A 22,513-nucleotide genomic window follows, 5' to 3' on the forward strand; every position below is an offset into this window, starting at 1 on the left:
CTGGATATGAACATAGTAATTGTTCTTTGGGGAGGTAGCTATGCTAAATAAAGAACTGGAAATGAGCTTGAATAGCGCATTTATGCGTGCCAGAGAGAAACGTCATGAGTTTATGACTGTTGAGCACCTTTTATTAGCGCTGCTTGATAATGATTCAGCTCATGAGGCTCTATCGGCTTGCCAAGCAGATATCGATACATTACGTCAAGAACTCGATGCGTTTATTGAGCAAACGACCCCTTTGATCCCAACCGCTGATGAAGAGCGTGAAACTCAGCCTACATTAAGCTTTCAACGAGTACTGCAACGTGCGGTATTCCATGTTCAATCTTCTGGTCGTAGTGAAGTCGCAGGTGCCAACGTACTTGTTGCCATCTTTAGTGAACAAGAATCACACGCCGCCTATCTTCTAAAGAAAAATGATGTCAGCCGACTTGATATCGTTAATTTTATTTCGCATGGCATTCGTAAATCAGGTGATGACGTTGATGGTAGTCAAAGTGATATCACCGGAGACCAGCCGCAAGAGAATAGTTCTGAAGAGCGTCTAGATAGCTTTGCTACAAACCTGAATGAAGTTGCCAAAAAAGGACAAATCGATCCTCTGATTGGTCGTGATGTTGAACTTGAGCGTACAATTCAAGTGTTATGTCGCCGTCGTAAGAATAACCCATTACTCGTCGGTGAAGCGGGTGTTGGTAAAACGGCAATAGCAGAAGGCTTAGCGTGGCGTATTGTTGAAGGTAACGTACCCGATGTGATTAAAGACAGTGTCATTTACTCACTGGATATTGGTTCGTTATTAGCCGGCACTAAATATCGCGGTGACTTTGAAAAACGCTTTAAGACTATTTTGAAGCAATTGGAAAAAGAGAAAGATACTATTCTCTTTATTGATGAAATTCATACCATTATCGGCGCAGGAGCAGCTTCTGGTGGGCAGGTAGATGCAGCGAACCTAATTAAACCATTACTAAGTAACGGTAAATTGCGCTGTATTGGTTCAACGACTTACCAAGAATACAGCAGCATTTTTGAGAAAGAGCGCGCGTTGGCTCGACGTTTCCAAAAAATTGATATTTTAGAGCCTTCCATTGACGATACGACGAAAATTCTTATCGGCCTTAAGAGCAAATATGAAGAGCATCATCAGGTTCGTTTTAGCAATAAAGCGTTACGTGCTGCAGTGGAGCTTTCTGCTAAATATATTAATGAACGTCATCTGCCAGATAAGGCAATCGATGTTATTGATGAAGCGGGCGCACATTGCCGACTAGCACCTGTGAGTAAACGTAAGAAAACCGTCAATGTTGCTGATATTGAAGCTATCGTAGCTAAGATTGCTCGGATCCCAGAAAAATCAGTTTCTTCTTCAGACAAAGAAGTACTGTCACGCCTAGATAGCCGACTCAAGCTATTGGTATTTGGACAAGATCCTGCGATTGAAGTGTTATGTGAAGCGATTAAGTTAACTCGCGCTGGTTTAGGCCACGATAATAAACCGGTTGGTTCATTCTTGTTTGCAGGCCCAACAGGGGTAGGTAAAACAGAAGTGACGGTGCAATTATCTAAGCTACTAGGTGTTGAACTACTACGCTTTGATATGTCGGAATACGGTGAGCGTCATTCTGTTAGCCGTTTGATCGGTGCGCCTCCGGGTTATGTGGGTTATGACCAAGGTGGCTTGTTGACGGATGCGGTGATTAAACATCCTCATTCAGTTGTCCTACTTGATGAAATTGAAAAAGCGCATGGCGATATCTTCAACTTGTTATTGCAAGTAATGGATAACGGTACACTGACCGATAACAATGGTCGTAAGGCTGATTTCAGAAATGTTATCTTGGTAATGACAACCAATGCGGGTGTTCAAGAGACTGAGAAACAATCTATGGGCTTGATTCAGCAAGATAATAGCCATGATGCGATGGCTGAAATCAAGAAAGTCTTTACGCCAGAGTTTAGAAACCGTTTGGATAATATCATTTGGTTTAATAGCTTAAGTGAAGAGATGATTCATCAGGTGGTGGATAAGTTCATTGTTGAATTACAAGCACAACTTGATGGCCGCGGTGTTTCAATGGAAGTGTCAGAAGAAGCTCGTCATTGGTTAGCCAAAAAAGGCTACGATAAAACCATGGGTGCAAGACCTATGGGGCGTGTCATTCAAGACAAATTGAAAAAACCACTGGCAAATGAATTGTTGTTTGGATCTTTGGTTGATGGCGGAACAGTAAAAGTAGCGCTCAATCGTAATGGTGAAGAACTGGAATTCACTTACTTAAATCAAGAAGAAGCCGTTCATTAATCTCGTATAGAGATGACTGCTTGAACCTATGAGTCACGTTGAAAGCTCTTACCTGAAAAGGTAGGGGCTTTTTTGTGCTTCCAGCCTTGATAGAGGATAGGGGAATTGAAGGCATAAAAAAACCGAAGCCTAAGCCTCGGTTTTGAAATTAGATTTAAATGGACGTTATAGCCATTTAAACATTTAATTGATTAACGTGCGCGGAAGACGATACGGCCTTTAGATAAATCGTATGGAGTCATTTCTACAGTCACTTTATCACCCGTTAGGATACGGATGTAGTTTTTACGCATCTTGCCAGAAATGTGTGCCGTTACTACGTGACCATTTTCTAATTCTACGCGGAACATAGTGTTTGGTAATGTGTCAAGGACAGTGCCTTGCATCTCGATTACGTCTTCTTTTGCCATTTAATCCTCTTACCGAAATTTGGCTTATTCTTAACCGCTAGATTGAGCAGTCAATTTAGGGGTAATAATGCTCCAACAATGAATAAATATATGCAGGAGTTTAAAGTTGTTGCGTATTCTACCCTTGCCAACGCTGATTTACTAGCTTTTGATGACGTTGAAAGCGAACTTTGTAATTCATCGCCGGGCAATCATCAATTTGATAACCCAAATAAAGCCATTGTTTATGCATTTTTTCACATTGCTTTAATTGTAATAGTACACACAGAGTGCCTAGTGATAATGGGTGTTCAGGTTCATAAAAGGTATAAAATGCACTTAGAGAGCTAGGTAGGCAGTCTGTTACCGCTACTGCGATGAGTGTATCGTTCTCATAAACATGTAAGAATTGAGGCTGCATCCAATCTGCGAGAATAAAGCTTTCAAAAACGTCTTTATTGGCAGGGTACATGCTGCCATTTTGGTGTCTCACTTCAATATACCGCTCATATAAATCAAACCAATTATCATCTAGTTGTGGCTTTAACTGCCATGAAAGTTGATCAGCTTTATTCAGTAATCGTCGCTGACTCTTTGAATATTTAATATCTGGAATTGAGACTCGAATGGGCTGGCAAGCCTGACAAGCATCGCAATGAGGTCGATAGATCATATTACCACTGCGACGAAAGCCATTAGCAAGAAAGACTTCATATTGACTAGGAGTATGTAACTCCTCATCTAAAATAACCGCGACACGCTCTTGCTGATTTTCTAAATAGCTACATTGGCTAGAAGGAGTTAGGCCGATTTTGATTTGGTTTGATTCCATCCGTTTATCCTTCGGTGAGCTTAAGTGTACATGGCGTAAAGTCGCTATTGATTGGCTTACTCTGTAATTGCTTCATTAGTGATATGAAGTCAGAACGTGGGACTTCGTTGACCCCCAACTTTTCTAAGTGAGGATTCATGATTTGGCAGTCGATCAGTTGACCTCCAACATGAGCAAAGTGATCACATAGATACCAGAAGGCAACTTTAGATGCATTGCTTTCAAGTGAAAACATCGATTCACCACAAAATAGTTGGCCTAATTTAATGCCATATAAGCCGCCAATCAGAGTGTCATCGCGCCAAACTTCAACAGAATGACAATGACCTAATTTGGCTAATGCAATATAAGCATTAATCATCTCTTGAGTGATCCAGGTTTCTTCGATAGGGCGAGTGCTGGCACACAGTGTAATTACTTGTTCGGTCGCTTGGTTTAAAGTGACGGTTAAATGATTGCGACGAAGATGCTTTCTTAGGCTTTTAGAGGGAGAAAATTGATTAGGTTTGATCACTGCTCTAGTAGAAGGGCTCCACCACAGAATGGGGTCTTGCTCTGAAAACCAAGGAAATATGCCATGTTTATATGCGCTGATAATTCTCTCTGGACTGAGATCGCCGCCGAAAGCTAACAATCCATCCGGCTCAGTGAGTGCAGACTCTACATCAGGAAACGTTTCTTTATAGTCATCTAAGCAAGGTAAGTAGATAGTCACGGCAAGTATTCTATTTATTAATCAACTCTTGAGATGATAGCAAGATTTGCACTAGCACTAAATCTTGTTTTTCGTTAATCTCAAATGCATTAATAGCTTATAGCAAGGAATATGAAAACCAATGGAAAGCCTTACTCTTCAACCTATCTCGAAAATCTCCGGTGAAATTAACCTTCCGGGGTCAAAAAGTGTTTCAAACCGGGCTTTATTATTGGCCGCTTTGGCGACTGGCACGACGCGCTTAACTAATCTTTTAGATAGTGATGATATTAGACACATGTTGAACGCTCTGACCAAACTAGGCGTCGCATTCCAATTGTCAGAAGATAAAACCGTGTGCGAAGTGCAAGGTATTGGTGGTACTTTTGATATAGACGCTTCTACTTCTCTTGAATTATTTCTCGGTAATGCTGGTACAGCAATGCGACCTCTCGCAGCCGCATTGTGCCTAGGAAAAGGGGAGTTTGTATTAACCGGTGAGCCACGGATGAAAGAGCGTCCGATTGGTCATTTAGTTGATGCGTTACAGCAAGCCGGAGCATCGATTGAGTATTTAGAAAATGAAAATTACCCACCAATCAAAATAACCGGCACAGGGTTGAAGTCTGGCTCGGTGACAATTGATGGTTCTATTTCAAGCCAATTTCTAACCGCTTTCCTCATGTCTGCACCGCTTGCTGAGGGTGATATCACTATTCACATTGAAGGTGAATTAGTTTCTAAGCCATATATTGATATTACCTTAGACATCATGGCTAAGTTTGGCGTTAATGTTATCAATGATAATTACCAAACATTTACCATTCTTGCAGGCCAAACTTATCAAAGCCCAGGTCAATTCTTGGTTGAAGGTGATGCATCTTCGGCTTCTTACTTTCTCGCCGCTGCTGCAATTAAAGGTGGAGAAATTAAAGTAACCGGTATTGGTAAAAACAGCATTCAAGGTGATATCCAATTTGCAGACGCACTGGAAAAAATGGGCGCAGAAATTGAGTGGGGCGAGGATTATGTTCTTTGCCGAAAAGGGCAATTGAATGCGATCGATATGGATTTTAACCATATTCCAGATGCGGCGATGACTATTGCAACGGCGGCGTTATTCGCCAAAGGCACTACCTCGATTCGTAACGTATATAATTGGCGGGTAAAAGAAACTGACCGTTTATCTGCGATGGCAACGGAATTAAGAAAAGTTGGCGCAGAAGTAGAAGAAGGTCATGACTACATTACCATTACACCTCCAACGCAGCTAAAGCATGCCGCGATAGATACTTATGATGATCATCGTATGGCAATGTGCTTTTCACTTGTGGCACTAAGTGATACGGCAGTGACGATTAACGATCCAAACTGCACCTCAAAGACTTTCCCTAATTACTTTACAAAGTTTAGCGAATTAAGCCAGTTGGTCTAAAATTAAACATAAGTAGAATATTTATTCAGCCTCACTTAGCGTGGGGCTTTTTTGTGTTGGGATAAAATTTCAGTTGCTTTGACTATTATTGGATATATTGACTAATAATCCATGCATAGGCGGGCTAATTTCGCTATAATTTTGCGCTTAAAAACCGTCATGTTTCTTGAGCATAGCTTGCTCACATAGATCCCGGAGAAAATGTATGTCATCTCAAAGCCCGGTTATCACCGTAGATGGACCAAGCGGCGCAGGTAAAGGTACCTTGTGTATGATGCTTGCGGATAAGTTGAATTATCATCTACTTGATTCAGGCGCAATCTATCGTGTATTGGCTCTAGCCGCTATTCATCATGGTGTGGATACAGAATCAGAAGATGCACTAGTACCACTAGCAAATCACCTTGATGTGCAATTTATTGCGGAAGGTGACTTGGTGCGAGTCATTTTAGAGGGTGAAGACGTATCGAAAGAATTACGTAAAGAAGAAACGGGCACTGCTGCCTCAAAAGTTGCTTCTTTACCTAGAGTGCGTGAAGCATTACTGCGCCGCCAACGCGCATTTAGTGCGGAACCTGGCTTAGTGGCCGATGGTCGAGATATGGGAACGGTTGTTTTCCCGACTGCAGAAGCGAAAATTTTCTTGGATGCAAGTGCTGAAGAAAGGGCACAACGTCGCTTGAACCAGTTGCAACTAAAGGGTTTAAGTGGTAAATTCGACCAACTTTTATGCGATATTCAGGAACGTGACGATCGTGACCGCAACCGTGCTGTCGCTCCTTTACGTCCTGCTGATGACGCATTAGTGATTGATTCTACATCACTTTCTATTGATGAAGTGGTAGAAGTCGCGCTAAAATTTATAGAATCTAAACTCACTAAGTAAGTGTTTGTTTTTAGGGCTTCTGGTTTTTAAAAACATCGCTATTTAGTGATAAGGACTGTCGGTCGCAAGGATGATGACTGGCTAATTTATCAACCCCATGCGGTAGGATACCCATGGACGTTTAATTAATTGAAGATCATATATAATGACTGAATCTTTTGCTCAACTCTTTGAAGAGTCGCTAAACGAACTAGAATTCCGCCCAGGTACTATTGTTAAAGGTACTGTTGTTGCAATCGAGAACGGTTTCGTTCTTGTTGACGCAGGCCTAAAATCTGAATCTGCTATTCCAGCTGAACAATTCAAGAACGCTGCTGGCGAACTTGAAGTTGAAGTTGGTGCTGAAGTAGATGTAGCACTTGACGCGGTAGAAGATGGCTTCGGTGAAACTCAACTTTCTCGTGAGAAAGCTAAGCGCCACGAAGCTTGGATCGTACTTGAGAAAGCATGTGAAGAAGCTGAAACTGTTGTTGGTATCATCAACGGTAAAGTTAAAGGCGGTTTCACTGTTGAACTAAACGGTATCCGTGCATTCTTACCTGGTTCTCTAGTAGACGTACGTCCAATTCGTGACACTGCTCACCTAGAAAACAAAGAGCTAGAGTTCAAAGTAATCAAGCTTGATCAGAAACGTAACAACGTTGTTGTTTCTCGTCGTGCTGTTATCGAATCAGAAAACAGTGTTGAGCGTGACGAACTTCTTGAAACTCTACAAGAAGGTACTGAAGTTAAAGGTATCGTTAAGAACCTTACTGACTACGGTGCATTCGTTGACCTTGGCGGTGTAGACGGCCTACTTCACATCACAGATATGGCTTGGAAGCGTGTTAAGCACCCATCTGAGATCGTAAACGTTGGTGACGAAATCCTAGTTAAAGTTCTTAAGTTTGACCGTGAGCGCACTCGTGTTTCTCTAGGTCTTAAGCAACTTGGCGAAGATCCATGGGTAGCAATCGCTAAGCGTTACCCAGAAGGTCACAAACTAACTGGTCGTGTAACTAACCTAACTGATTACGGCTGCTTCGTAGAAATCGAAGAAGGCGTTGAAGGTCTAGTACACGTTTCAGAAATGGATTGGACTAACAAAAACATCCACCCATCTAAAGTTGTTAACGTTGGTGATGAAGTTGAAGTTATGGTTCTTGATATCGACGAAGAACGTCGTCGTATCTCTCTAGGCCTAAAACAATGTAAAGCTAACCCTTGGCAGACTTTCGCTGAAGCGCAAGCTAAAGGCGACAAAGTTACTGGTAAGATCAAGTCTATCACTGACTTTGGTATCTTCATCGGTCTTGACGGTGGTATCGACGGTCTAGTTCACCTATCTGACATTTCTTGGAATGCTCAAGGTGAAGAAGCGGTTCGTGACTACAAGAAAGGCGACGAAATCTCTGCAGTTGTTCTAGCAGTAGACGCTGATCGTGAGCGTATTTCTCTTGGCGTTAAGCAAATGGAAAACGACCCGTTCAACAGCTACGTTGCTGACAACAAGAAAGGTACTCTTGTAAACGGTACTGTAACTGCAGTTGACGCGAAAGGTGCTACAATTGAATTACAAGAAGGTGTTGAAGGTTACATCCGTGCTTCTGAAGCAGCACGTGACCGTATCGAAGACGCATCTCTAGTATTCAGTGTTGGTGACAGCGTTGAAGCGAAATTTACTGGTGTAGACCGTAAGAATCGCGTAATCAACCTATCTATCAAAGCTAAAGATGAAGCTGAAGAGCAAGAAGCAATGGCTACTCTAAACAAAGCTGATGAAGCTGCGTTTGGTAATGCTATGGCTGACGCATTCAAGGCTGCTAAAGGCGAATAATTTTTTGCCTATAGAAGGGGGCCTGAAAGGGCTCCCTTTTTTCGATAAGAAAGAGAAAAGTGAGGGAATCACCTATGACTAAGTCAGAATTAATTGAAAGACTTTGTGCTCAGCAAACCCATTTATCAGCAAAAGAAGTAGAGGATGCCGTAAAAGATATCCTTGAACATATGGCTTCTAAGTTGGAAGAGGGCGATCGTATTGAAATTCGTGGTTTCGGCAGTTTTTCTCTACATTATCGTGAACCACGTATTGGTCGTAACCCTAAATCAGGTGAAAAAGTGGAATTGGAAGGTAAATACGTTCCTCACTTTAAACCAGGGAAAGAACTACGTGAGCGTGTAAATAGCAGCATTGCGTAAGTGATGCCATGTTATGACGTTACATGATTAGAATTTAAAGAAAGCGGCATTCGTGAGATTGCCGTTTTTTTATGGGTAAAATTCAAACGATTGACAATTTAATTAAGAATATTTCCATCTTTCAATTAATTGGCAATGGAGTGTCAGGCAAATTTACTGCATAATCAAAGAATCGTTTCGCTGTATGGAAAGGTGGTAATTATGAAAATTATAAAAATCATATTGGTTATCGCACTTTTTCTGATTGCTTTAGCGTTAGGCGCACAGAATCAAGAAACAGTGACATTTAATTATCTCATTGCTCAAAACGAACTGCCGCTCTCTTTGTTACTCGGCATTGTTTTTGTGGTTGCTTTTGCGATTGCCTGGTTGATTTTTGGTAGCTTATATTTGAAATCAAAACTCACCGTGCTTCGTTTACGCAAACAACTGAATAAAGCACAGGCATCTTCTGCAAAGCCATCAGAGCAGCTCCCTGAAATTAAAGGCTAGGTTTATTCGTTAATGCTAGAGCTACTCTTTCTACTATTGCCCATCGCCGCTGCTTATGGCTGGTATATGGGTAATCGTAGTGCTCGACATGATAAGCAAGAACAATCACATCAGATCTCTAGGCAATATGTCAGAGGTCTAAACCTCCTATTGTCTGAACAATCAGATAAAGCCGTTGACCACTTTATCGAACTACTTCAAGTTGATGATGAAACGATTGATACTCACTTAGCTTTGGGTAACCTGTTTCGCTCGCGTGGCGAGGTAGATCGTGCTATTCGCATACACCAAAACTTAATTTCTCGTGAAGGTCTTACGGTTGACCAAAAAAATCTTGCTCTGCAACAGTTAGCGAAAGATTACATGGTGTCGGGCTTTTTTGATCGTGCAGAGAAAATTTTTGAACAATTGATTGAAGAGCCGGAACATAGAGAACAAGCCCTTCAGCAACTTGTCACCATCTATCAGCAAACTCGCGAATGGAATAAAGCCATCAAATATGGCGACGACTTAGTCGCAATGGGGCGTAAGAAAATGCGCCGTGACATTGCGCATTATTGGTGTGAAATCGCCATGCATGAATTGAGTTTAACCAACACATCAAAAGCGGTTCTCTACTTTAAGCGTGCGCTAACGGAAGACCCTAAATGTGTTCGCGCCAATATCGCATTGGGTAATATTTATCTTGAGTCGGATAACTATAAGCAAACCATTCAATGCTTAGAGCAGGTTATTGAGCAAGACATCGATTATATTTCTGAAATTCTTCCAACCTTAGCCGATTGCTATTACCAAATCGGCCAAGAGTCAGGAATGCTAGAGTTCTTGAAAAAGTGCATCGCTAAGAAAGCAGGGGTATCTGCCGAGTTAATGCTCGCTCAAATGGTCGCCCAGCATGAAGGTATTGCCGCCGCGCAAACCTTGTTAACCCAACAATTAATAAAGAACCCAACGATGAAAGGGTTCTATCGCCTGATTGATTACCATATTGCCGAAGCTGAAGAAGGCCGAGCGAAAGACAGTTTGACGACCTTACAAGAGATGGTAGGGGTGCAAATGAAAGCTAAGCCTCATTACCAGTGTCGTCAGTGTGGCTTTGCTACCCATTCTATTTACTGGCACTGCCCATCATGTAAAGGGTGGGGAACCATTAAGCCGATACGTGGTTTAGATGGTGAGTAATCGATACCTTTTTTGAACACAAAAACTGCTAAGATCCGTTTTAATTTATTGAGAGGAAAACCAATGTTAGACCCAAAAGTGATTGTTGCCTTAGATTATGAAAATCAAAATGATGCATTAGCTTTCGTGGATAATATTGATCCTACCCAATGTCGCTTAAAAGTCGGCAAAGAAATGTTTACTCTATTTGGCCCTGACTTTGTTCGTGAATTACACAAACGTGGCTTCTCAGTCTTTCTAGACCTTAAATTCCATGATATTCCGAATACTTGTTCGAAAGCGGTTAAAGCGGCGGCAGAAATGGGCGTTTGGATGGTCAATGTTCACGCCAGTGGTGGTGAGCGTATGATGTCGGCATCACGTGAAATCCTTGAACCTTATGGTAAAGATCGCCCGTTATTGATTGGGGTAACAGTACTAACCAGTATGGAACAATCGGATCTCGCGGGTATTGGGCTGGATGTGGCTCCGCAAGAGCAAGTGAAACGTCTTGCTAAGCTCACTCAACAAAGTGGTTTAGATGGCGTGGTATGCTCAGCTCATGAATCATCGATTTTAAAAGCTGAACTAGGCCAAGAGTTTAAATTGGTGACTCCAGGCATCCGCCCAGTAGGTAGTGCAGCAGGCGATCAGCGTCGCATCATGACGCCAGCTGAAGCAATGACCGCCGGTTCGGATTACTTGGTTATCGGCCGTCCGATTACTCAAGCAGAAGAGCCAAACCAAGTGTTAATTGATATCAACGCTTCTTTGAACGCGTAAGCGGTATTCGTTCACGTAAATACCTCATTTTCGCATCTTGAAGTGACTTGGGTATAAGACACAAAAGCCAGTGCTCATTTTGACACTGGCTTTTTGGTCGGTTTATAAATCGTTATTTCGCTCACTTGGAATATCGGTTAGGTATTCAACAAACTCAACTTCAAACCCTGCAGGGTCAACGAAGTAGACGTTTTTCCTAAATGGGTTTTCTGCTCCGGGTTTCGCTATTTGGTATCCGTTACTGACTAACCTTTCTACTATGCTATCTATGTTATCTACCGAATAAGCAAAGTGTGCTAACCCTACCTGGTAACCATCGAGATCTCGGTTTTGCCCTTCACCATGATTACTGATGGCGAGATATTGATAATCATCGCCTAGATGTAACCAGTGTCTTGGTTTTCCATGCCACTCATCATCACCTTCGCTGCGGATCGTCCAATGAGGAAACGCAGTTTGATAAAAGTGAATCATGGCGGGAACATCACTAACGACTAAATTGACATGTTCTAAGTACATACATATTCCTTTGATTGATGGCTTGAATTAATTTAAGACTAAGATAAAACCTCAAGCTAACATGAGGTAAAGTGTTTTTTGCAACATAAACTCACATAATAGACCTTAGTAAAAAAACGCAGAGCAAGGGTTTGGTGTGGTATAATCGGCAGATAAATTTTAACCATAAGACGTAGTATTTTTATTATGACAAAAGAGCTTTTGTTTCATAAAACATATTTGCATCCAACTAGCCAAGAATGGGTTGTATTCGTTCATGGTGCTGGCGGCAGCTCGTCTCTATGGTTCAAACAAATCAAAGACTACCGTCAGCATTACAATTTACTCTTGATTGATTTAAGAGGGCATGGGCGTTCAAATCAATTATTGAAGAACATCATTTCAAAGCACTACTCATTCCAAGATGTGACGACGGATATTCTGAATGTGTTAGAGCATCTCAATATTGAAAAAGCGCATTTTATTGGGATGTCTTTAGGGACGATCTTAGTTCGAAATCTAGCTGAAATGGCTCCAGAGAAAGTTCAAAGCATGGTGCTTGGTGGGGCAGTGACACGGCTTGATATCCGCTCTCAACTTTTGGTTAAGGTCGGTTATTGGAGCAAAAATATTATTCCTTATATGTGGCTATATAAGTTATTTGCTTACATTATTATGCCGCAGCGCGGACAAAAAGAATCCCGTCATTTATTTATCCGAGAAGCCAAAAAACTTTGTCAGAAAGAGTTTAAACGCTGGTTTAAGCTATCGGTTGATGTTAACCCTATGATGCGTTATTTCAGAGATCGTGAGCTCCCGATCCCAACTTTGTATCTGATGGGAGAGATGGACTACATGTTTATCCGCCCAGTGAAAGAGATGGTAAAGCAGCATAAATTTAGCCGCTTACTTGAGATCCCAGGTTGTGGGCATGTTTGTAATGTCGAAAAACCGGTAGAGTTTAATCAACACTCTTTAGCTTTTATTCAACAAAACAGTCAAGCTTAAACCGGTAAGTTTGACTAACCTCGGTGGTCATGCTGGCTGATCTTGTAATGGATTTGCTTGACCACAATTCCAACAAATCGCAAATTGAGCTTCAATACTTTCTCCGCACTGCTGGCAATCCCAATTGGGCCTCAACTCTTCTTTCTCATAATCCGCGATTAATTGCTTGGCTCTTTCTTCATCTTGCTCATCAAGTAACCACACATAGGGATCGGTGTCATTGGTTAACGGAACTTCCCCCTTTAAGCTGAAAATCTCACCTGAATGCACTTTTGCTCCAATTCGATGGCTCTTGAGTAACTCGCAAACAATATGCGCTTCAACAGGGTTACCCGCACTGAATATTTTCATAAATTATCCTTTTTGTGTTGCTGAGTTTCAGATGATTGAATGGTGCGATAACCCGCCCAAATTCTATTGATCGTGGTGATAAAACATAACGCTGCAAAGATGGCAGCAAGTTGCGGGAAAAGAGTAGGCCAGAGACAAAAGGCGATAAAGAAACCTATGGTCTCAGTCCCTTCCGCAATGCCTGACATGTAGTATAACGATTTGTTTTGATAAACCGGATTGGTGATATTTCGTTTTCCCGCAATAGAAGCAAACGCTAAGAAACTACTACCCGTGCCCACAAAGCTGACAATTAATAGTGCAGCCCAAAGTGAGTTTTGTTCTGGATTAGCGAGGAGAAAACCAAATGGGATCAGAGCGTAAAAAATAAAATCCAAGCAAATATCAAGAAAACCACCGGCGTCAGAGGTTTGTGTCTGCCTCGCAATCGCACCATCAAGACCATCACCAATACGGTTCAATACGATGAATAATAAAGCCAGAAGATAATGCTCACCCCATAATGCGGGGATGGCGAATAGACCAATCAGAAAGCTTGCCAGAGTGATGTGGTCAGCTTTGATATGGCGTTGAACACATTGCTTTGCCAAGGCGTCTAATGGGCGTTTTATTAGTGGGATAACATACCTATCAAGCATTGGCATTCTCCGTGCTAAATTGCTCCCAATGTATAATTTTGCCGTTGATAGGCACATCTGCTTTATCATGTGTGACCATTAATGTAGGAACTTGAGCCGCCGCTAATTGCTTAAACACCCAATATCTAAAGTTAACCCGTAGCTCGGGATCCAATTTACTGAATGGTTCATCGAGTAACACCGCTTTAGGTTGTGCGCTTAGCATCCTAATCAAGCTGACTCGGGCTCTTTGTCCACCTGAAATTTGATGTGGCATAGAGTAGGCGATATCAGATAATCCAACGTTATCTAAGGCCGCTAGAGCCTCTAATTTTCTTTCTTTAGCTTTGATATTATTTGGCAGAGCAAATGCAATATTTTCCCAAATGTTCAAATGAGGAAACAGTAAGTCATCTTGAAATAAGATGCCGATAGAACGTTTGTGAGGTTCGCTAGTCTGAATCTCTTGTTTATCTAATATTACTCTGCCGTCATAGCAAAACTCTTGGCTAAGGTGCCCAGCAATCACATTAAGTAGTGTTGATTTACCACAACCACTTGGGCCCATTAAAGTGACGACTTCACCGGGGGCAATACTTAAATTGAGGTTGCTAAGTAGTGGCGCTTTTTCTGAGCTGGATGCTTTTGATGCCCGGTAATAAATGGATAGTTGCTCTAATGACAAACTCATAATGAAGCTGACTCCTGCTTATAGCGGCGCTGAAAAATACGGTTACCGATAAGCGCTAAGCTGAAAAAAACAAAGGGTAGAATGGCCTGCCATAATGCATAAAGTGCAACCACTCTTCTATCATGACCACTAGATAAGGCAACGGCTTCGGTAGTCAATGTAACCACTCTTCCTGAGCCTAGCATTAACGTCGGTAAATACTGCGCTAAACTCACGCTCATACCCATCGCCCAAGCAAATAATATTCCACTGGCTAGTGTACGTAATTTTATTGTGAAGAAGACTTTTAATGGTGAAACGCCGAGACTTACCGCGGTTTGAGAGAGTCGGCTAGGGTAGCTTTTCCATGGCCCATCTAAGGATAGGTAGACATAAGGAAAAACAAAAAAGGTATGTGCCCATATTACCCATAACCAATAATATTGTTGATTAATCCAAAGGCTAGTGATTTGCAGGCCAAAAAGTAAAGAGAGTTGAGGGAGCAGCATAGGCAGGGCGATCACATACATTGGAATATGATAACGAAAATGGTGGCGATACTCATGAGCGATCAGGGCAAGAATTAAAGCCATCCCTGCGCTGAATAAGGCCAGCCAAACGCTGGTTAAAATGGTGTCTTGAATATAGGGCCATTCATTTAACCAAAACCGAAGACTCCAAAAGGTAGGCAGTAGGTTTGGATATGGCCAGCGTAGTGCAAGCGTCCAAATGATCATTACCGGAATGGTCAATAGACTAATGCTGGCGATCAGGTGGAAGAAATAAGGTTTTACGGCCAAGGAAGCATTTCGGCCAGAGGTTAACCAAGATCGAAATCCCTCTAGTACTAAACGCTCAGTTAGCCAAATTAGGCCAATTAAAACAGAGCACAAGACAAACATTAAAAATGCGCCAGCTGCCGCTCTTGGGAGTTGAGATAAATCTGGATCGTTAAACCATTGCCACACTAATACCGCAAATGTCGGAGGATGAGTAGGGCCTAAAATCAAACTAACATCAACCACTGAGCAGGAATAAGCCATGATAGCGAACAGAGGAAAGCGCATGTGGTGTAACCATTGAGGGAAAATCGCTTTCCACCATGATTGAGTCACAGAGTATCCCAAGCCTTGTGTGACTTGCAGCGTTTGTTTGACTTTTAAGTTGTTCAGTATCGCGACACTCATTAATAACAAAAAAGGCGTTTCTTTAATTGCCAGAGCAAGGGCTAAGCTAATACCAATATTATCTTGTAGAGAGTAAACCCAAGTAAACCATGCATGGGGGTCACCTGAAGTGTCACTGACCATGAAGCTAAAAAGACGGGCGAGCCAACCTGTATCAGAGAATAAGAATAGAAAACCAACCGCAAAAGCGATATGTGGTAGCGCGAGGATAGGAGATAGTAATTTCTCAATTCGCAGCCATGAACGACTTCCCCAATAGGCTTGTAAAATGGAAAAGGTCATGATGACAGCAATGACGGTACTGACGACCGCGGTCATTATTGTTTGTAGGATCGAACGCTCAACCCCTGGCCAGCTAATGGCTGACATGAATCCATCCAAAGTGAATATATTCAGATCAAGCGGTGGAATAATGCCAAAAGCTGGGATCACCATGCCTAAAACCCCAGGAAGAAGAGGGAAAAAGCAGATTAAAATCACCAGTAAATAACCGATGCTTAGCATACGTCTTTGCTTGCTTTGCATGAGTGCCCTTAATTCGCTGTTATCGGCTATATCGCTCAATCCAAGCCTGCTCTAGAGCGGTTTGCCAGCTAGGGTGTGGCTCTTCAATTGAGGGGAATAGCATGGTTTTCTGAGCACTACCGGTTAAGTATTTGGCTTGCAATACAGACGGATCACCCCAGACATTAATATCCCCTTTACGTGATTGCGCTTGTGGACTGAGTAGGAAGTTAATCACAACCAATGCACCTTCTTTTGCATTAGCATTCCATGGGATGGCGAGAAAATGAATGTTAGACAGTGCACCATTTTTCCATGCGTAGCTCTGGGTACTTGGCGCTAATTTGCCGCTTGCTTGGGCAGAAAAGACTTCATTCGGATTAAAAGTAATCGCAATATCTATTTGGTCATCATCGAGTAGTTGCAGCATTTCCGGTTGAGTAGTTGGGAATTGACGGCCTTGTTGCCATAAATAAGGCTGAATCGCATCTAAGTACTCCCATAAAGGCTGAGTTACTTGAGTAAATGAATCTTCATCAACAGGCTTAGATAGCGCGCTCTTTTCATCGGAGAGCTCGATAAGTAAGGCTTTTAAAAAGCTAGTGCCATGAAACTGAGGTGGCTTAGGGTAGGTGATACGTCCTGGGTGTGCTTTGGCATAAGCAAATAATTGTTTTGCTGATTGCGGTGGCGTTGGTAATTTTTTCTGATCATTAATATAGACTAATTGACCTACTCCCCAAGGTGCTTCCAATCCTTCTGTTGGTTCAGAAAAATCATTAGTAACCGGGAGACTAGAATCGACTTTTTGCCAATTTGGCAGGCTTGAAGCAAAAGGGCCATAGAGTAATTGGCTATTCTTCATTGATTTGAAATTCTCACCATTAATCCAAACCATGTCGACACTACCTCCAGAATGTTTTCCGGCCGTTTTTTCAGCAAGTAGGCGAGTAGTAGTTTCTGATATGTCGGTGACTTTAACGTGATGAAGCTCAACGCCATATTGTTGCTTTACTTGCTTTGCTACCCAACGAAGGTAGTCATTAATCTCTTGGCTGCCGCCCCAAGCATTAAAATAGACATCTTGCCCTTTCGCTTGTTGCTCAACTTGTTGCCAATCCAACGGGCTAATAGAGTTATCTTTCGCAGAAGAAAGCAGTGGAAGAGTGAGTAAAATGAAGCTAAGTAACAGACGTTTCATGTATATCCTTATACAAAAATCAGTAGGCATATACCCAATTTACTAGGGCATATCAATATAGACAGATGATCAGCCTAAAAAATTTCAATAAAAAAACCAACGACATCAGCGTTGGTTTTTATTCATTATTCGGTTAAGGCTACGACTATTTCAGAGTTTTTACCGAAGAACGTTCTAGAATTTCAGGGAACATCTCAAATGTTTGCTTAGCGTGATTCTTATCTTTAATACGCTCTAATAAAATCTCTACCGCATTCTTACCTAAACGACGTTTTGGTTGGTGAACCGTCGTCAAAGGTGGTGAGAAGTAAGGTGAAATATCAATGTTATCGTAACCAATCACAGAGATATCTTCCGGTACTTTCATGCCTTTTTCTTGTAAGCGACTCATTAAGCCAAGTGCCATAATATCGTTAAAGCAGAAAACCGCGGTTGGTTTTTTATCCATCGCAAGGATCTTATCTGCAGCAATAACTGCAGTATCACACTCAAAGTTACCTTCAAGCAACCACTCTTCAGGAAGCGTTAAACCGTCTTCCGCTAATGCGCGTTTGCAACCAGCGATACGTTCTTTACAGGCAACTTTCTCGAAATGACCACTTAGACAAGCAATGTCTTTATGACCCTGATCCATCAGGTAACGAGTGGCTAAATAACCACCTTCTTCAGAGTTATCGATGATTTTATCGGCTTGAGAGCTTTCTGGGCCCCAGTCCATAACAACTTTAGGAATGTCAGGGTGACCGTCTAGCATCTCTTGTAGATCAGCATCTAAGTCAGAACACATCACTAACAGGCCATCAACACGTTTGCCAGCTAGCATGCGGATATAATCGCGTTGTTTGTCAGCGCGACCACCAGTATTGCAAAGGATCAGCGTGTAACCTTTGCGGTAACAGTAACTTTCTACGCCATCCACAACTTCGGCAAAAAATGGGTTAGTAGACTGTGTTACCAACATACCAATGGTGCTGGTGGTATTGCATTTAAGACTACGGGCAACGGCACTTGGGGCATAATTCAGTTCTTTCACTGCGGCCATGACTCTTTCTTGAGTTGCTTCTGCAACAAAGCGAGTCTTATTGATGACATGTGACACAGTAGTGGTGGAAACACCTGCAATACGTGCGACATCTTTGATTGTAGCCATAGTGAATTTCCTTTATGCCGACGTCTTCGCCGGATTTATTCTAATTAGGTAGACAGCTAAAAAGATAAAAGTCGCCTTTAATCAGCGACTTAATTTTATTCTGTATTTTATGCTTGAATATATGAGCTACGATTTTAGTCCTAAATGTTATGCCTGACAATCAGATATGGCATTTTTATGACTAAACAAACATCGCACGTTGGCGGTAACGTTATCGATTGCTCAAGTATTATCTCGTTACTCTAATGTTGTAGCGGTACCAGAGTTCTTTTGGTTAGTCAGTGTATCGCGTAGTGAAGACCACCAACGACCCAGTTGTTCGTACCAATAACGCTCACTTTGCTCTAGATATTTCGCTTGTGGAGAATACTTTTCCCATGGTTGTTTAATATCATCAAACGCCAAGTAGTTGGTTGGGGCTGGAATTGGTTCAAGCCCTGCTTTTTTAAATTCACCAATTGCACGTTTCATGTGGCTAGCCGAGGTGATTAAAATCATACGTTTATCCGCAACAAAACCTGCTGCTTGATGCGCTTCATCCCAAGTATCTTGAGCGCTTTCTAATAAAATAATATCCGACTTCGCAACCCCTAATGAAACCGCAACATTAGCCATCATTCGCGCATTGCTTACCGATGTTCCACCGTCATAACCCGACAAAATCAACTTTGCGCCAGGGTAGAGGTGTAAAATACGAATACCTTCAGCAAGACGCATCAAACCATTACGCGATAGTTCCGAAGTTGCTGGAATATCATTATCAACAATATGGCCACTTCCCAGTACCATGACATAGTCAACAGTCCCGTCTACGGGCACAAAAGCTTTGTAAGCACGTTCGGTCGGTTTCAATAATGAGGTCGAAATGGGTTGGAACGAAAATAGAAAGATCCCCATTAAAGAAACAAAAGTGAATAAACACCCTAAGCCGCGTTTGTAGGTGAACATAATCAGAAATAAGCCAATAAAACCTATAATCAGCAAGGCTGGCAAAGGCATAATCAGAGCACCAATTAATTTTTTCAGTTCAAACATTTTAAATAGCCCAAAAATTCATCATTCAGCAGGTAAAACGGAGTAATTGCTTTATTCCTGTAATTGCTGTGACAGAATACACGCAAAATTCAGTTATCTTAAATGAAAAAAAATGGACAATGATCGAAATTTCGATGATATCGCGCATAAATTCGCCAAAAACATCTATGGTTCAGACAAAGGTGATATTCGCCAAGTGATTCTTTGGCAAGATATTGAGCACGCTTTAGGCCGTTTACAACAGCAAAAAAACGTCCTATCTGTGCTCGATGCCGGAGGCGGGTTAGCTCAAATGTCGCAAAGAATTGCTCAGCTTGGGCACCAAGTGACATTGTGTGATATTTCCAGTGAAATGTTAGCGTTAGCTCAGCAAGATATTGATAGTAATGGTTTATCTTCGCAGTTTCGTTTTGTTCATTCCGCTATTCAACACCTCGATGAGCACTTAACTGAGCAATCGGATTTGGTGTTATTTCATGCCGTTATGGAATGGTTGGAAAATCCGCAACAAGTATTAACAAGCCTACTTGAAAAGGTGAAACCGGGCGGCATCATTTCAGTGATGTTTTATAATCACCACGGTTTAGTTTTGAAAAATGTAACTTGTGGTAATATTCCCCACATTTTGCAGGGAATGCCACATCGCAAGCGCTTTAAATTGCAACCTCAAGGTGGCTTATTGCCGGAAGAGGTCTATCAATGGATAGAATCTGCAGGCTTCGACATTTGTGGTAAATCTGGTATCCGATGCTTTAACGACTATATCGGAAACCAACAATACATGGGCGAGTATGGGCCAGAAGATGTGTTGGCATTAGAACAGCAGTTATGCCGCACAGAGCCTTATCTTTCTCTTGGGCGCTATATTCATGTATGGGCACAAAAGCCTCATACTGCCGAATAGCCCGAGAGTCATTAGCAAATACAGGAATGATAATGAGTGAAATAACTCAATCTTCACTTCAACCGTTGACAAATGGACAGCCGCTTGAGGACAAAACGATAGGTGAACAGCCCATCGATGAACTGGTCAGCTGGGTGAAGCAACATGACTTTTCATTGAATCTTTCTTCTGAGCGATTAGCGTTTTTGATTGCGATTGCGGTATTAAGCAATGAGAAGTTCGATGAAGAGCTCGGCGAAGGTGAATTGCACGATGCATTCAAAATCGTCACCAACATGTTTGATGAAACAGGTGAAGCCTCGGCATTTCGCGCCAATAACGCGATCAATGAATTAGTCTCCCAAAGGTTGATGAGCCGCTTTGTCAGTGAATTAAATGACGGTGCGAGCATTTACCGTATGTCGCCACTAGGCGTTTCGATTACTGATTATTACGTCCGTCATCGTGAGTTCTCAAAGCTTAAGTTATCTATTCAGTTGTCTATGGTTGCCGATGAAATGTCGAAAGCCGTTGAGGCAGCGAATCAAGCTGCAGATATCGCTCAATGGCAAAAGCATGTTTATGGCGTACTGAAATATTCGGTGAGTGAGATTTTCGACCGTATCGATTTAAATCAGCGCGTTATGGATGATCAGCAAGTGGAAATTAAAAACCAAATTGCTGAACTACTAAACCAAGACTGGCGTGATGCAATCAGCAGTTGTGAAAGCCTACTGACTGAAACCTCAACTACCCTGAATGAATTGCAAGATACGCTACAAGCGGCAGGGGATGAGCTACAAACTCAGTTGCTTGATATTCAGCAGCTTATCTATGGCCAAGAAGGCTTAGATTTCATTGACGCTATTTTGTTTTCACTGCAAACCAAACTTGACCGTATTGTTAGCTGGGGCCAGCAAGCGATAGATTTGTGGATTGGTTACGATCGCCACGTACATAAATTTATCCGTACTGCTATCGATATGGATCAAAACCGTGCCTTTAGTCAGCGCTTGCGTCAATCCGTGACCGATTACTTTGATATGCCATGGTATTTGACCTACGCCGATGCCGAGCGTCTACGTGATATGCGCGATGAAGCCATGTTACTACGTGATGATGAAGTGACCGGTGCGATTCCAGATGAAGTGGAATATGAAGAATTAACAACCGTTGATAATGAACTGAGCGAGCGCGTCGCCGCCATGCTTCAACAACACAAAGAAACCGGCCAGCCGATTGATTTAGGTTCGGTACTACGAGATTACCTTGCGCAGCACTCTCATGCGCAACATTTTGATTTAGCCAGAATGGTGATCGACCAAGCGGTAAGAATGGGGTATTCCGAATCGGATTACCAAGCCATCCAGCCGGATTGGAAAGCGATTAACGATTTTGGAGCAAAGGTACAAGCGAATGTCATCGATCAATACTAATTACGAGGCGCACAGCGCCGAACTGTCTCAAAATACCAGCTATTCACAAGAGACCGACAACTCTCAAGATGCTTACATGCCAGAACAATTGGTGAAAGCTCTATCTAACCCGTTATTCCCAGCGCTTGATAGCCAATTGCGTGCAGGTCGCCATATCTCAAGTGATGATATGGATAACTACGCTTTTTTAAGTGATTTTGACGGTGATCTTGGCGCTTTCTATCAGCGTTATAATGCAGAATTGGTTCGTGCTCCAGAAGGCTTCTTCTACTTACGTCCACGTTCAACCTCATTTATTGGTCGCAGCGTGCTATCGGAACTCGATATGCTGGTGGGTAAAATCTTGTGCTTTTTGTATTTAAGCCCAGAGCGTCTCGCCCATGAAGGCATCTTCACCAATCAAGAGCTATACGAAGAGCTACTCAATCTTGCCGATGAAAAGAAACTAATGCGTTTGGTGACTAACCGCGCGACTGGTTCGGATCTGGATAAAGAAAAGCTGTTTGAAAAAGTGCGTACTTCGCTGCGTCGTCTACGTCGCATCGGCATGGTATTGCCAGTCGGTGATGATGAGAAATTTAGAATCAGTGAAGCGGTATTCCGTTTTGGTGCCGATGTACGTGTCGGCGACGATGTTCGCGAAGCGCAACTACGCTTGATTCGTGATGGTGAGGCGGTACTTGATCCAGAAGCTGTGGATCCAAACAAAGCAAATGATACTCAAGATAAGCAAGATGCTTCAGAAGAACAATCAGAAGATTTGGCTGAACAAGAAGAACAAGAACAGAAAGCAGGTGACCTATGATCACGAAAAA

General features: G+C 42.2%; 23 protein-coding genes. 12 read left to right on the forward strand and 11 right to left on the reverse strand.

Annotated features, from left to right (window positions below; all coding sequences use genetic code 11):
- The first annotated feature begins 40 nt into the window (after positions 1–40).
- Positions 41–2,308 (forward strand): ATP-dependent Clp protease ATP-binding subunit ClpA, encoded by a 2,268-nt coding sequence (gene clpA, locus L3V25_RS11710; protein WP_237295529.1) that lies wholly within the window; start codon positions 41–43, stop codon positions 2,306–2,308.
- Between the two features lie 191 nt (positions 2,309–2,499).
- On the opposite strand, the gene infA is transcribed toward clpA, so the two are convergent.
- From infA to aat, 3 genes are all read right to left on the reverse strand, one after another.
- On the reverse strand, positions 2,500–2,718 hold the full coding sequence (infA, locus tag L3V25_RS11715; RefSeq protein WP_001040192.1) for a translation initiation factor IF-1: 219 nt from the start codon (positions 2,716–2,718) through the stop codon (positions 2,500–2,502).
- Between the two features lie 118 nt (positions 2,719–2,836).
- The gene (locus L3V25_RS11720; RefSeq protein WP_237295531.1) at positions 2,837–3,529 is read right to left on the reverse strand and encodes an arginyltransferase; all 693 of its coding nucleotides are present in this window, start codon (positions 3,527–3,529) and stop codon (positions 2,837–2,839) included.
- 4 nt (positions 3,530–3,533) lie between these two features.
- On the reverse strand, positions 3,534–4,244 hold the full coding sequence (gene aat / locus L3V25_RS11725; protein WP_237295533.1) for a leucyl/phenylalanyl-tRNA--protein transferase: 711 nt from the start codon (positions 4,242–4,244) through the stop codon (positions 3,534–3,536).
- 121 nt (positions 4,245–4,365) lie between these two features.
- On the opposite strand from aat, the gene aroA reads away from it, so the two are divergent.
- The 7 genes from aroA to pyrF all read left to right on the forward strand — a co-directional run bounded on the left by aroA (position 4,366) and on the right by pyrF (position 11,158).
- Complete coding sequence (gene aroA / locus L3V25_RS11730) at positions 4,366–5,658, forward strand: 3-phosphoshikimate 1-carboxyvinyltransferase (protein ID WP_237295534.1); 1,293 nt, start codon at positions 4,366–4,368, stop codon at positions 5,656–5,658.
- A gap of 205 nt (positions 5,659–5,863) precedes the next feature.
- Entirely contained in the window at positions 5,864–6,544 is a 681-nt protein-coding gene (gene cmk, locus L3V25_RS11735; protein WP_237295536.1) for a (d)CMP kinase, read from the forward strand.
- A gap of 145 nt (positions 6,545–6,689) precedes the next feature.
- Positions 6,690–8,360 (forward strand): 30S ribosomal protein S1, encoded by a 1,671-nt coding sequence (gene rpsA, locus L3V25_RS11740; protein ID WP_027696121.1) that lies wholly within the window; start codon positions 6,690–6,692, stop codon positions 8,358–8,360.
- 59 nt (positions 8,361–8,419) lie between these two features.
- Entirely contained in the window at positions 8,420–8,722 is a 303-nt protein-coding gene (gene ihfB / locus L3V25_RS11745; RefSeq protein WP_346656333.1) for an integration host factor subunit beta, read from the forward strand.
- A gap of 201 nt (positions 8,723–8,923) precedes the next feature.
- Positions 8,924–9,214, forward strand: a complete 291-nt coding sequence (locus L3V25_RS11750; RefSeq protein WP_027696119.1) for a lipopolysaccharide assembly protein LapA domain-containing protein — start codon at positions 8,924–8,926, stop codon at positions 9,212–9,214.
- Positions 9,215–9,226: 12 nt separating this feature from the next.
- Positions 9,227–10,396 carry a lipopolysaccharide assembly protein LapB gene (lapB, locus tag L3V25_RS11755; RefSeq protein ID WP_144387402.1) on the forward strand — a complete coding sequence of 390 codons (1,170 nt, stop codon included), beginning with the start codon at positions 9,227–9,229 and terminating at the stop codon, positions 10,394–10,396.
- Between the two features lie 63 nt (positions 10,397–10,459).
- Positions 10,460–11,158, forward strand: a complete 699-nt coding sequence (gene pyrF, locus L3V25_RS11760) for an orotidine-5'-phosphate decarboxylase (protein WP_237295539.1) — start codon at positions 10,460–10,462, stop codon at positions 11,156–11,158.
- 102 nt (positions 11,159–11,260) lie between these two features.
- Here the strand turns inward: pyrF and L3V25_RS11765 are convergent, their stop codons facing one another.
- Positions 11,261–11,677 (reverse strand): VOC family protein, encoded by a 417-nt coding sequence (locus L3V25_RS11765; protein ID WP_027696116.1) that lies wholly within the window; start codon positions 11,675–11,677, stop codon positions 11,261–11,263.
- Positions 11,678–11,863: 186 nt separating this feature from the next.
- On the opposite strand from L3V25_RS11765, the gene L3V25_RS11770 reads away from it, so the two are divergent.
- Positions 11,864–12,664 (forward strand): alpha/beta hydrolase, encoded by an 801-nt coding sequence (locus L3V25_RS11770; RefSeq protein WP_237295541.1) that lies wholly within the window; start codon positions 11,864–11,866, stop codon positions 12,662–12,664.
- Positions 12,665–12,691: 27 nt separating this feature from the next.
- Here L3V25_RS11770 and L3V25_RS11775 read toward each other — a convergent pair whose 3' ends face one another.
- The 7 genes from L3V25_RS11775 to elyC all read right to left on the reverse strand — a co-directional run bounded on the left by L3V25_RS11775 (position 12,692) and on the right by elyC (position 19,379).
- A complete protein-coding gene (locus L3V25_RS11775) occupies positions 12,692–13,015 on the reverse strand; it encodes a DUF2007 domain-containing protein (RefSeq protein ID WP_237295542.1) in 324 nt (107 codons plus the stop codon).
- Entirely contained in the window at positions 13,012–13,653 is a 642-nt protein-coding gene (locus tag L3V25_RS11780; RefSeq protein ID WP_237295544.1) for a CDP-alcohol phosphatidyltransferase family protein, read from the reverse strand. The genes L3V25_RS11775 and L3V25_RS11780 overlap by 4 nt, the downstream gene beginning before the upstream one ends.
- Positions 13,646–14,323 (reverse strand): ATP-binding cassette domain-containing protein, encoded by a 678-nt coding sequence (locus L3V25_RS11785; protein ID WP_237295545.1) that lies wholly within the window; start codon positions 14,321–14,323, stop codon positions 13,646–13,648. Before L3V25_RS11785 ends, L3V25_RS11780 begins: the two co-directional genes overlap by 8 nt.
- A complete protein-coding gene (locus L3V25_RS11790; RefSeq protein WP_237295967.1) occupies positions 14,320–15,993 on the reverse strand; it encodes an ABC transporter permease subunit in 1,674 nt (557 codons plus the stop codon). The genes L3V25_RS11785 and L3V25_RS11790 overlap by 4 nt, the downstream gene beginning before the upstream one ends.
- Positions 15,994–16,033: 40 nt before the next feature.
- The gene (locus L3V25_RS11795; RefSeq protein ID WP_237295547.1) at positions 16,034–17,194 is read right to left on the reverse strand and encodes an ABC transporter substrate-binding protein; all 1,161 of its coding nucleotides are present in this window, start codon (positions 17,192–17,194) and stop codon (positions 16,034–16,036) included.
- Positions 17,195–17,339: 145 nt separating this feature from the next.
- On the reverse strand, positions 17,340–18,344 hold the full coding sequence (locus L3V25_RS11800) for a substrate-binding domain-containing protein (protein WP_237295548.1): 1,005 nt from the start codon (positions 18,342–18,344) through the stop codon (positions 17,340–17,342).
- Positions 18,345–18,581: 237 nt separating this feature from the next.
- A complete protein-coding gene (elyC, locus tag L3V25_RS11805) occupies positions 18,582–19,379 on the reverse strand; it encodes an envelope biogenesis factor ElyC (protein WP_237295550.1) in 798 nt (265 codons plus the stop codon).
- A 112-nt stretch (positions 19,380–19,491) separates the two neighbouring features.
- On the opposite strand from elyC, the gene cmoM reads away from it, so the two are divergent.
- The 3 genes from cmoM (at position 19,492) to mukE (ending at position 22,503) form a co-directional block, all read left to right on the forward strand.
- Positions 19,492–20,283 (forward strand): tRNA uridine 5-oxyacetic acid(34) methyltransferase CmoM, encoded by a 792-nt coding sequence (cmoM, locus tag L3V25_RS11810; RefSeq protein WP_237295552.1) that lies wholly within the window; start codon positions 19,492–19,494, stop codon positions 20,281–20,283.
- Between the two features lie 32 nt (positions 20,284–20,315).
- Positions 20,316–21,698 carry a chromosome partition protein MukF gene (mukF, locus tag L3V25_RS11815; protein WP_237295554.1) on the forward strand — a complete coding sequence of 461 codons (1,383 nt, stop codon included), beginning with the start codon at positions 20,316–20,318 and terminating at the stop codon, positions 21,696–21,698.
- A gap of 76 nt (positions 21,699–21,774) precedes the next feature.
- Positions 21,775–22,503, forward strand: coding sequence for a chromosome partition protein MukE (gene mukE / locus L3V25_RS11820; protein WP_237295968.1), 729 nt, complete (start codon positions 21,775–21,777; stop codon positions 22,501–22,503).
- The last annotated feature ends 10 nt before the right edge of the window (positions 22,504–22,513 follow it).

The organism is Vibrio sp. CK2-1 (genome assembly GCF_021726515.1).
Taxonomy (GTDB): domain Bacteria; phylum Pseudomonadota; class Gammaproteobacteria; order Enterobacterales; family Vibrionaceae; genus Vibrio.

Coding starts and splice junctions, on each gene's coding strand:
- clpA (WP_237295529.1), top strand. CDS start 41: ATGCTAAATAAAGAACTGGAAATGAGCTTGAATAGCGCATTTATGCGT.
- L3V25_RS11770 (WP_237295541.1), top strand. CDS start 11,864: ATGACAAAAGAGCTTTTGTTTCATAAAACATATTTGCATCCAACTAGC.
- rpsA (WP_027696121.1), top strand. CDS start 6,690: ATGACTGAATCTTTTGCTCAACTCTTTGAAGAGTCGCTAAACGAACTA.
- cmk (WP_237295536.1), top strand. CDS start 5,864: ATGTCATCTCAAAGCCCGGTTATCACCGTAGATGGACCAAGCGGCGCA.
- L3V25_RS11765 (WP_027696116.1), bottom strand. CDS start 11,677: ATGTACTTAGAACATGTCAATTTAGTCGTTAGTGATGTTCCCGCCATG.
- L3V25_RS11720 (WP_237295531.1), bottom strand. CDS start 3,529: ATGGAATCAAACCAAATCAAAATCGGCCTAACTCCTTCTAGCCAATGT.
- L3V25_RS11800 (WP_237295548.1), bottom strand. CDS start 18,344: ATGGCTACAATCAAAGATGTCGCACGTATTGCAGGTGTTTCCACCACT.
- L3V25_RS11750 (WP_027696119.1), top strand. CDS start 8,924: ATGAAAATTATAAAAATCATATTGGTTATCGCACTTTTTCTGATTGCT.
- L3V25_RS11785 (WP_237295545.1), bottom strand. CDS start 14,323: ATGAGTTTGTCATTAGAGCAACTATCCATTTATTACCGGGCATCAAAA.
- L3V25_RS11795 (WP_237295547.1), bottom strand. CDS start 17,194: ATGAAACGTCTGTTACTTAGCTTCATTTTACTCACTCTTCCACTGCTT.
- mukF (WP_237295554.1), top strand. CDS start 20,316: ATGAGTGAAATAACTCAATCTTCACTTCAACCGTTGACAAATGGACAG.
- L3V25_RS11775 (WP_237295542.1), bottom strand. CDS start 13,015: ATGAAAATATTCAGTGCGGGTAACCCTGTTGAAGCGCATATTGTTTGC.
- L3V25_RS11780 (WP_237295544.1), bottom strand. CDS start 13,653: ATGCTTGATAGGTATGTTATCCCACTAATAAAACGCCCATTAGACGCC.
- mukE (WP_237295968.1), top strand. CDS start 21,775: ATGCCAGAACAATTGGTGAAAGCTCTATCTAACCCGTTATTCCCAGCG.
- cmoM (WP_237295552.1), top strand. CDS start 19,492: ATGGACAATGATCGAAATTTCGATGATATCGCGCATAAATTCGCCAAA.
- pyrF (WP_237295539.1), top strand. CDS start 10,460: ATGTTAGACCCAAAAGTGATTGTTGCCTTAGATTATGAAAATCAAAAT.
- L3V25_RS11790 (WP_237295967.1), bottom strand. CDS start 15,993: ATGCTAAGCATCGGTTATTTACTGGTGATTTTAATCTGCTTTTTCCCT.
- aroA (WP_237295534.1), top strand. CDS start 4,366: ATGGAAAGCCTTACTCTTCAACCTATCTCGAAAATCTCCGGTGAAATT.
- elyC (WP_237295550.1), bottom strand. CDS start 19,379: ATGTTTGAACTGAAAAAATTAATTGGTGCTCTGATTATGCCTTTGCCA.
- infA (WP_001040192.1), bottom strand. CDS start 2,718: ATGGCAAAAGAAGACGTAATCGAGATGCAAGGCACTGTCCTTGACACA.
- lapB (WP_144387402.1), top strand. CDS start 9,227: ATGCTAGAGCTACTCTTTCTACTATTGCCCATCGCCGCTGCTTATGGC.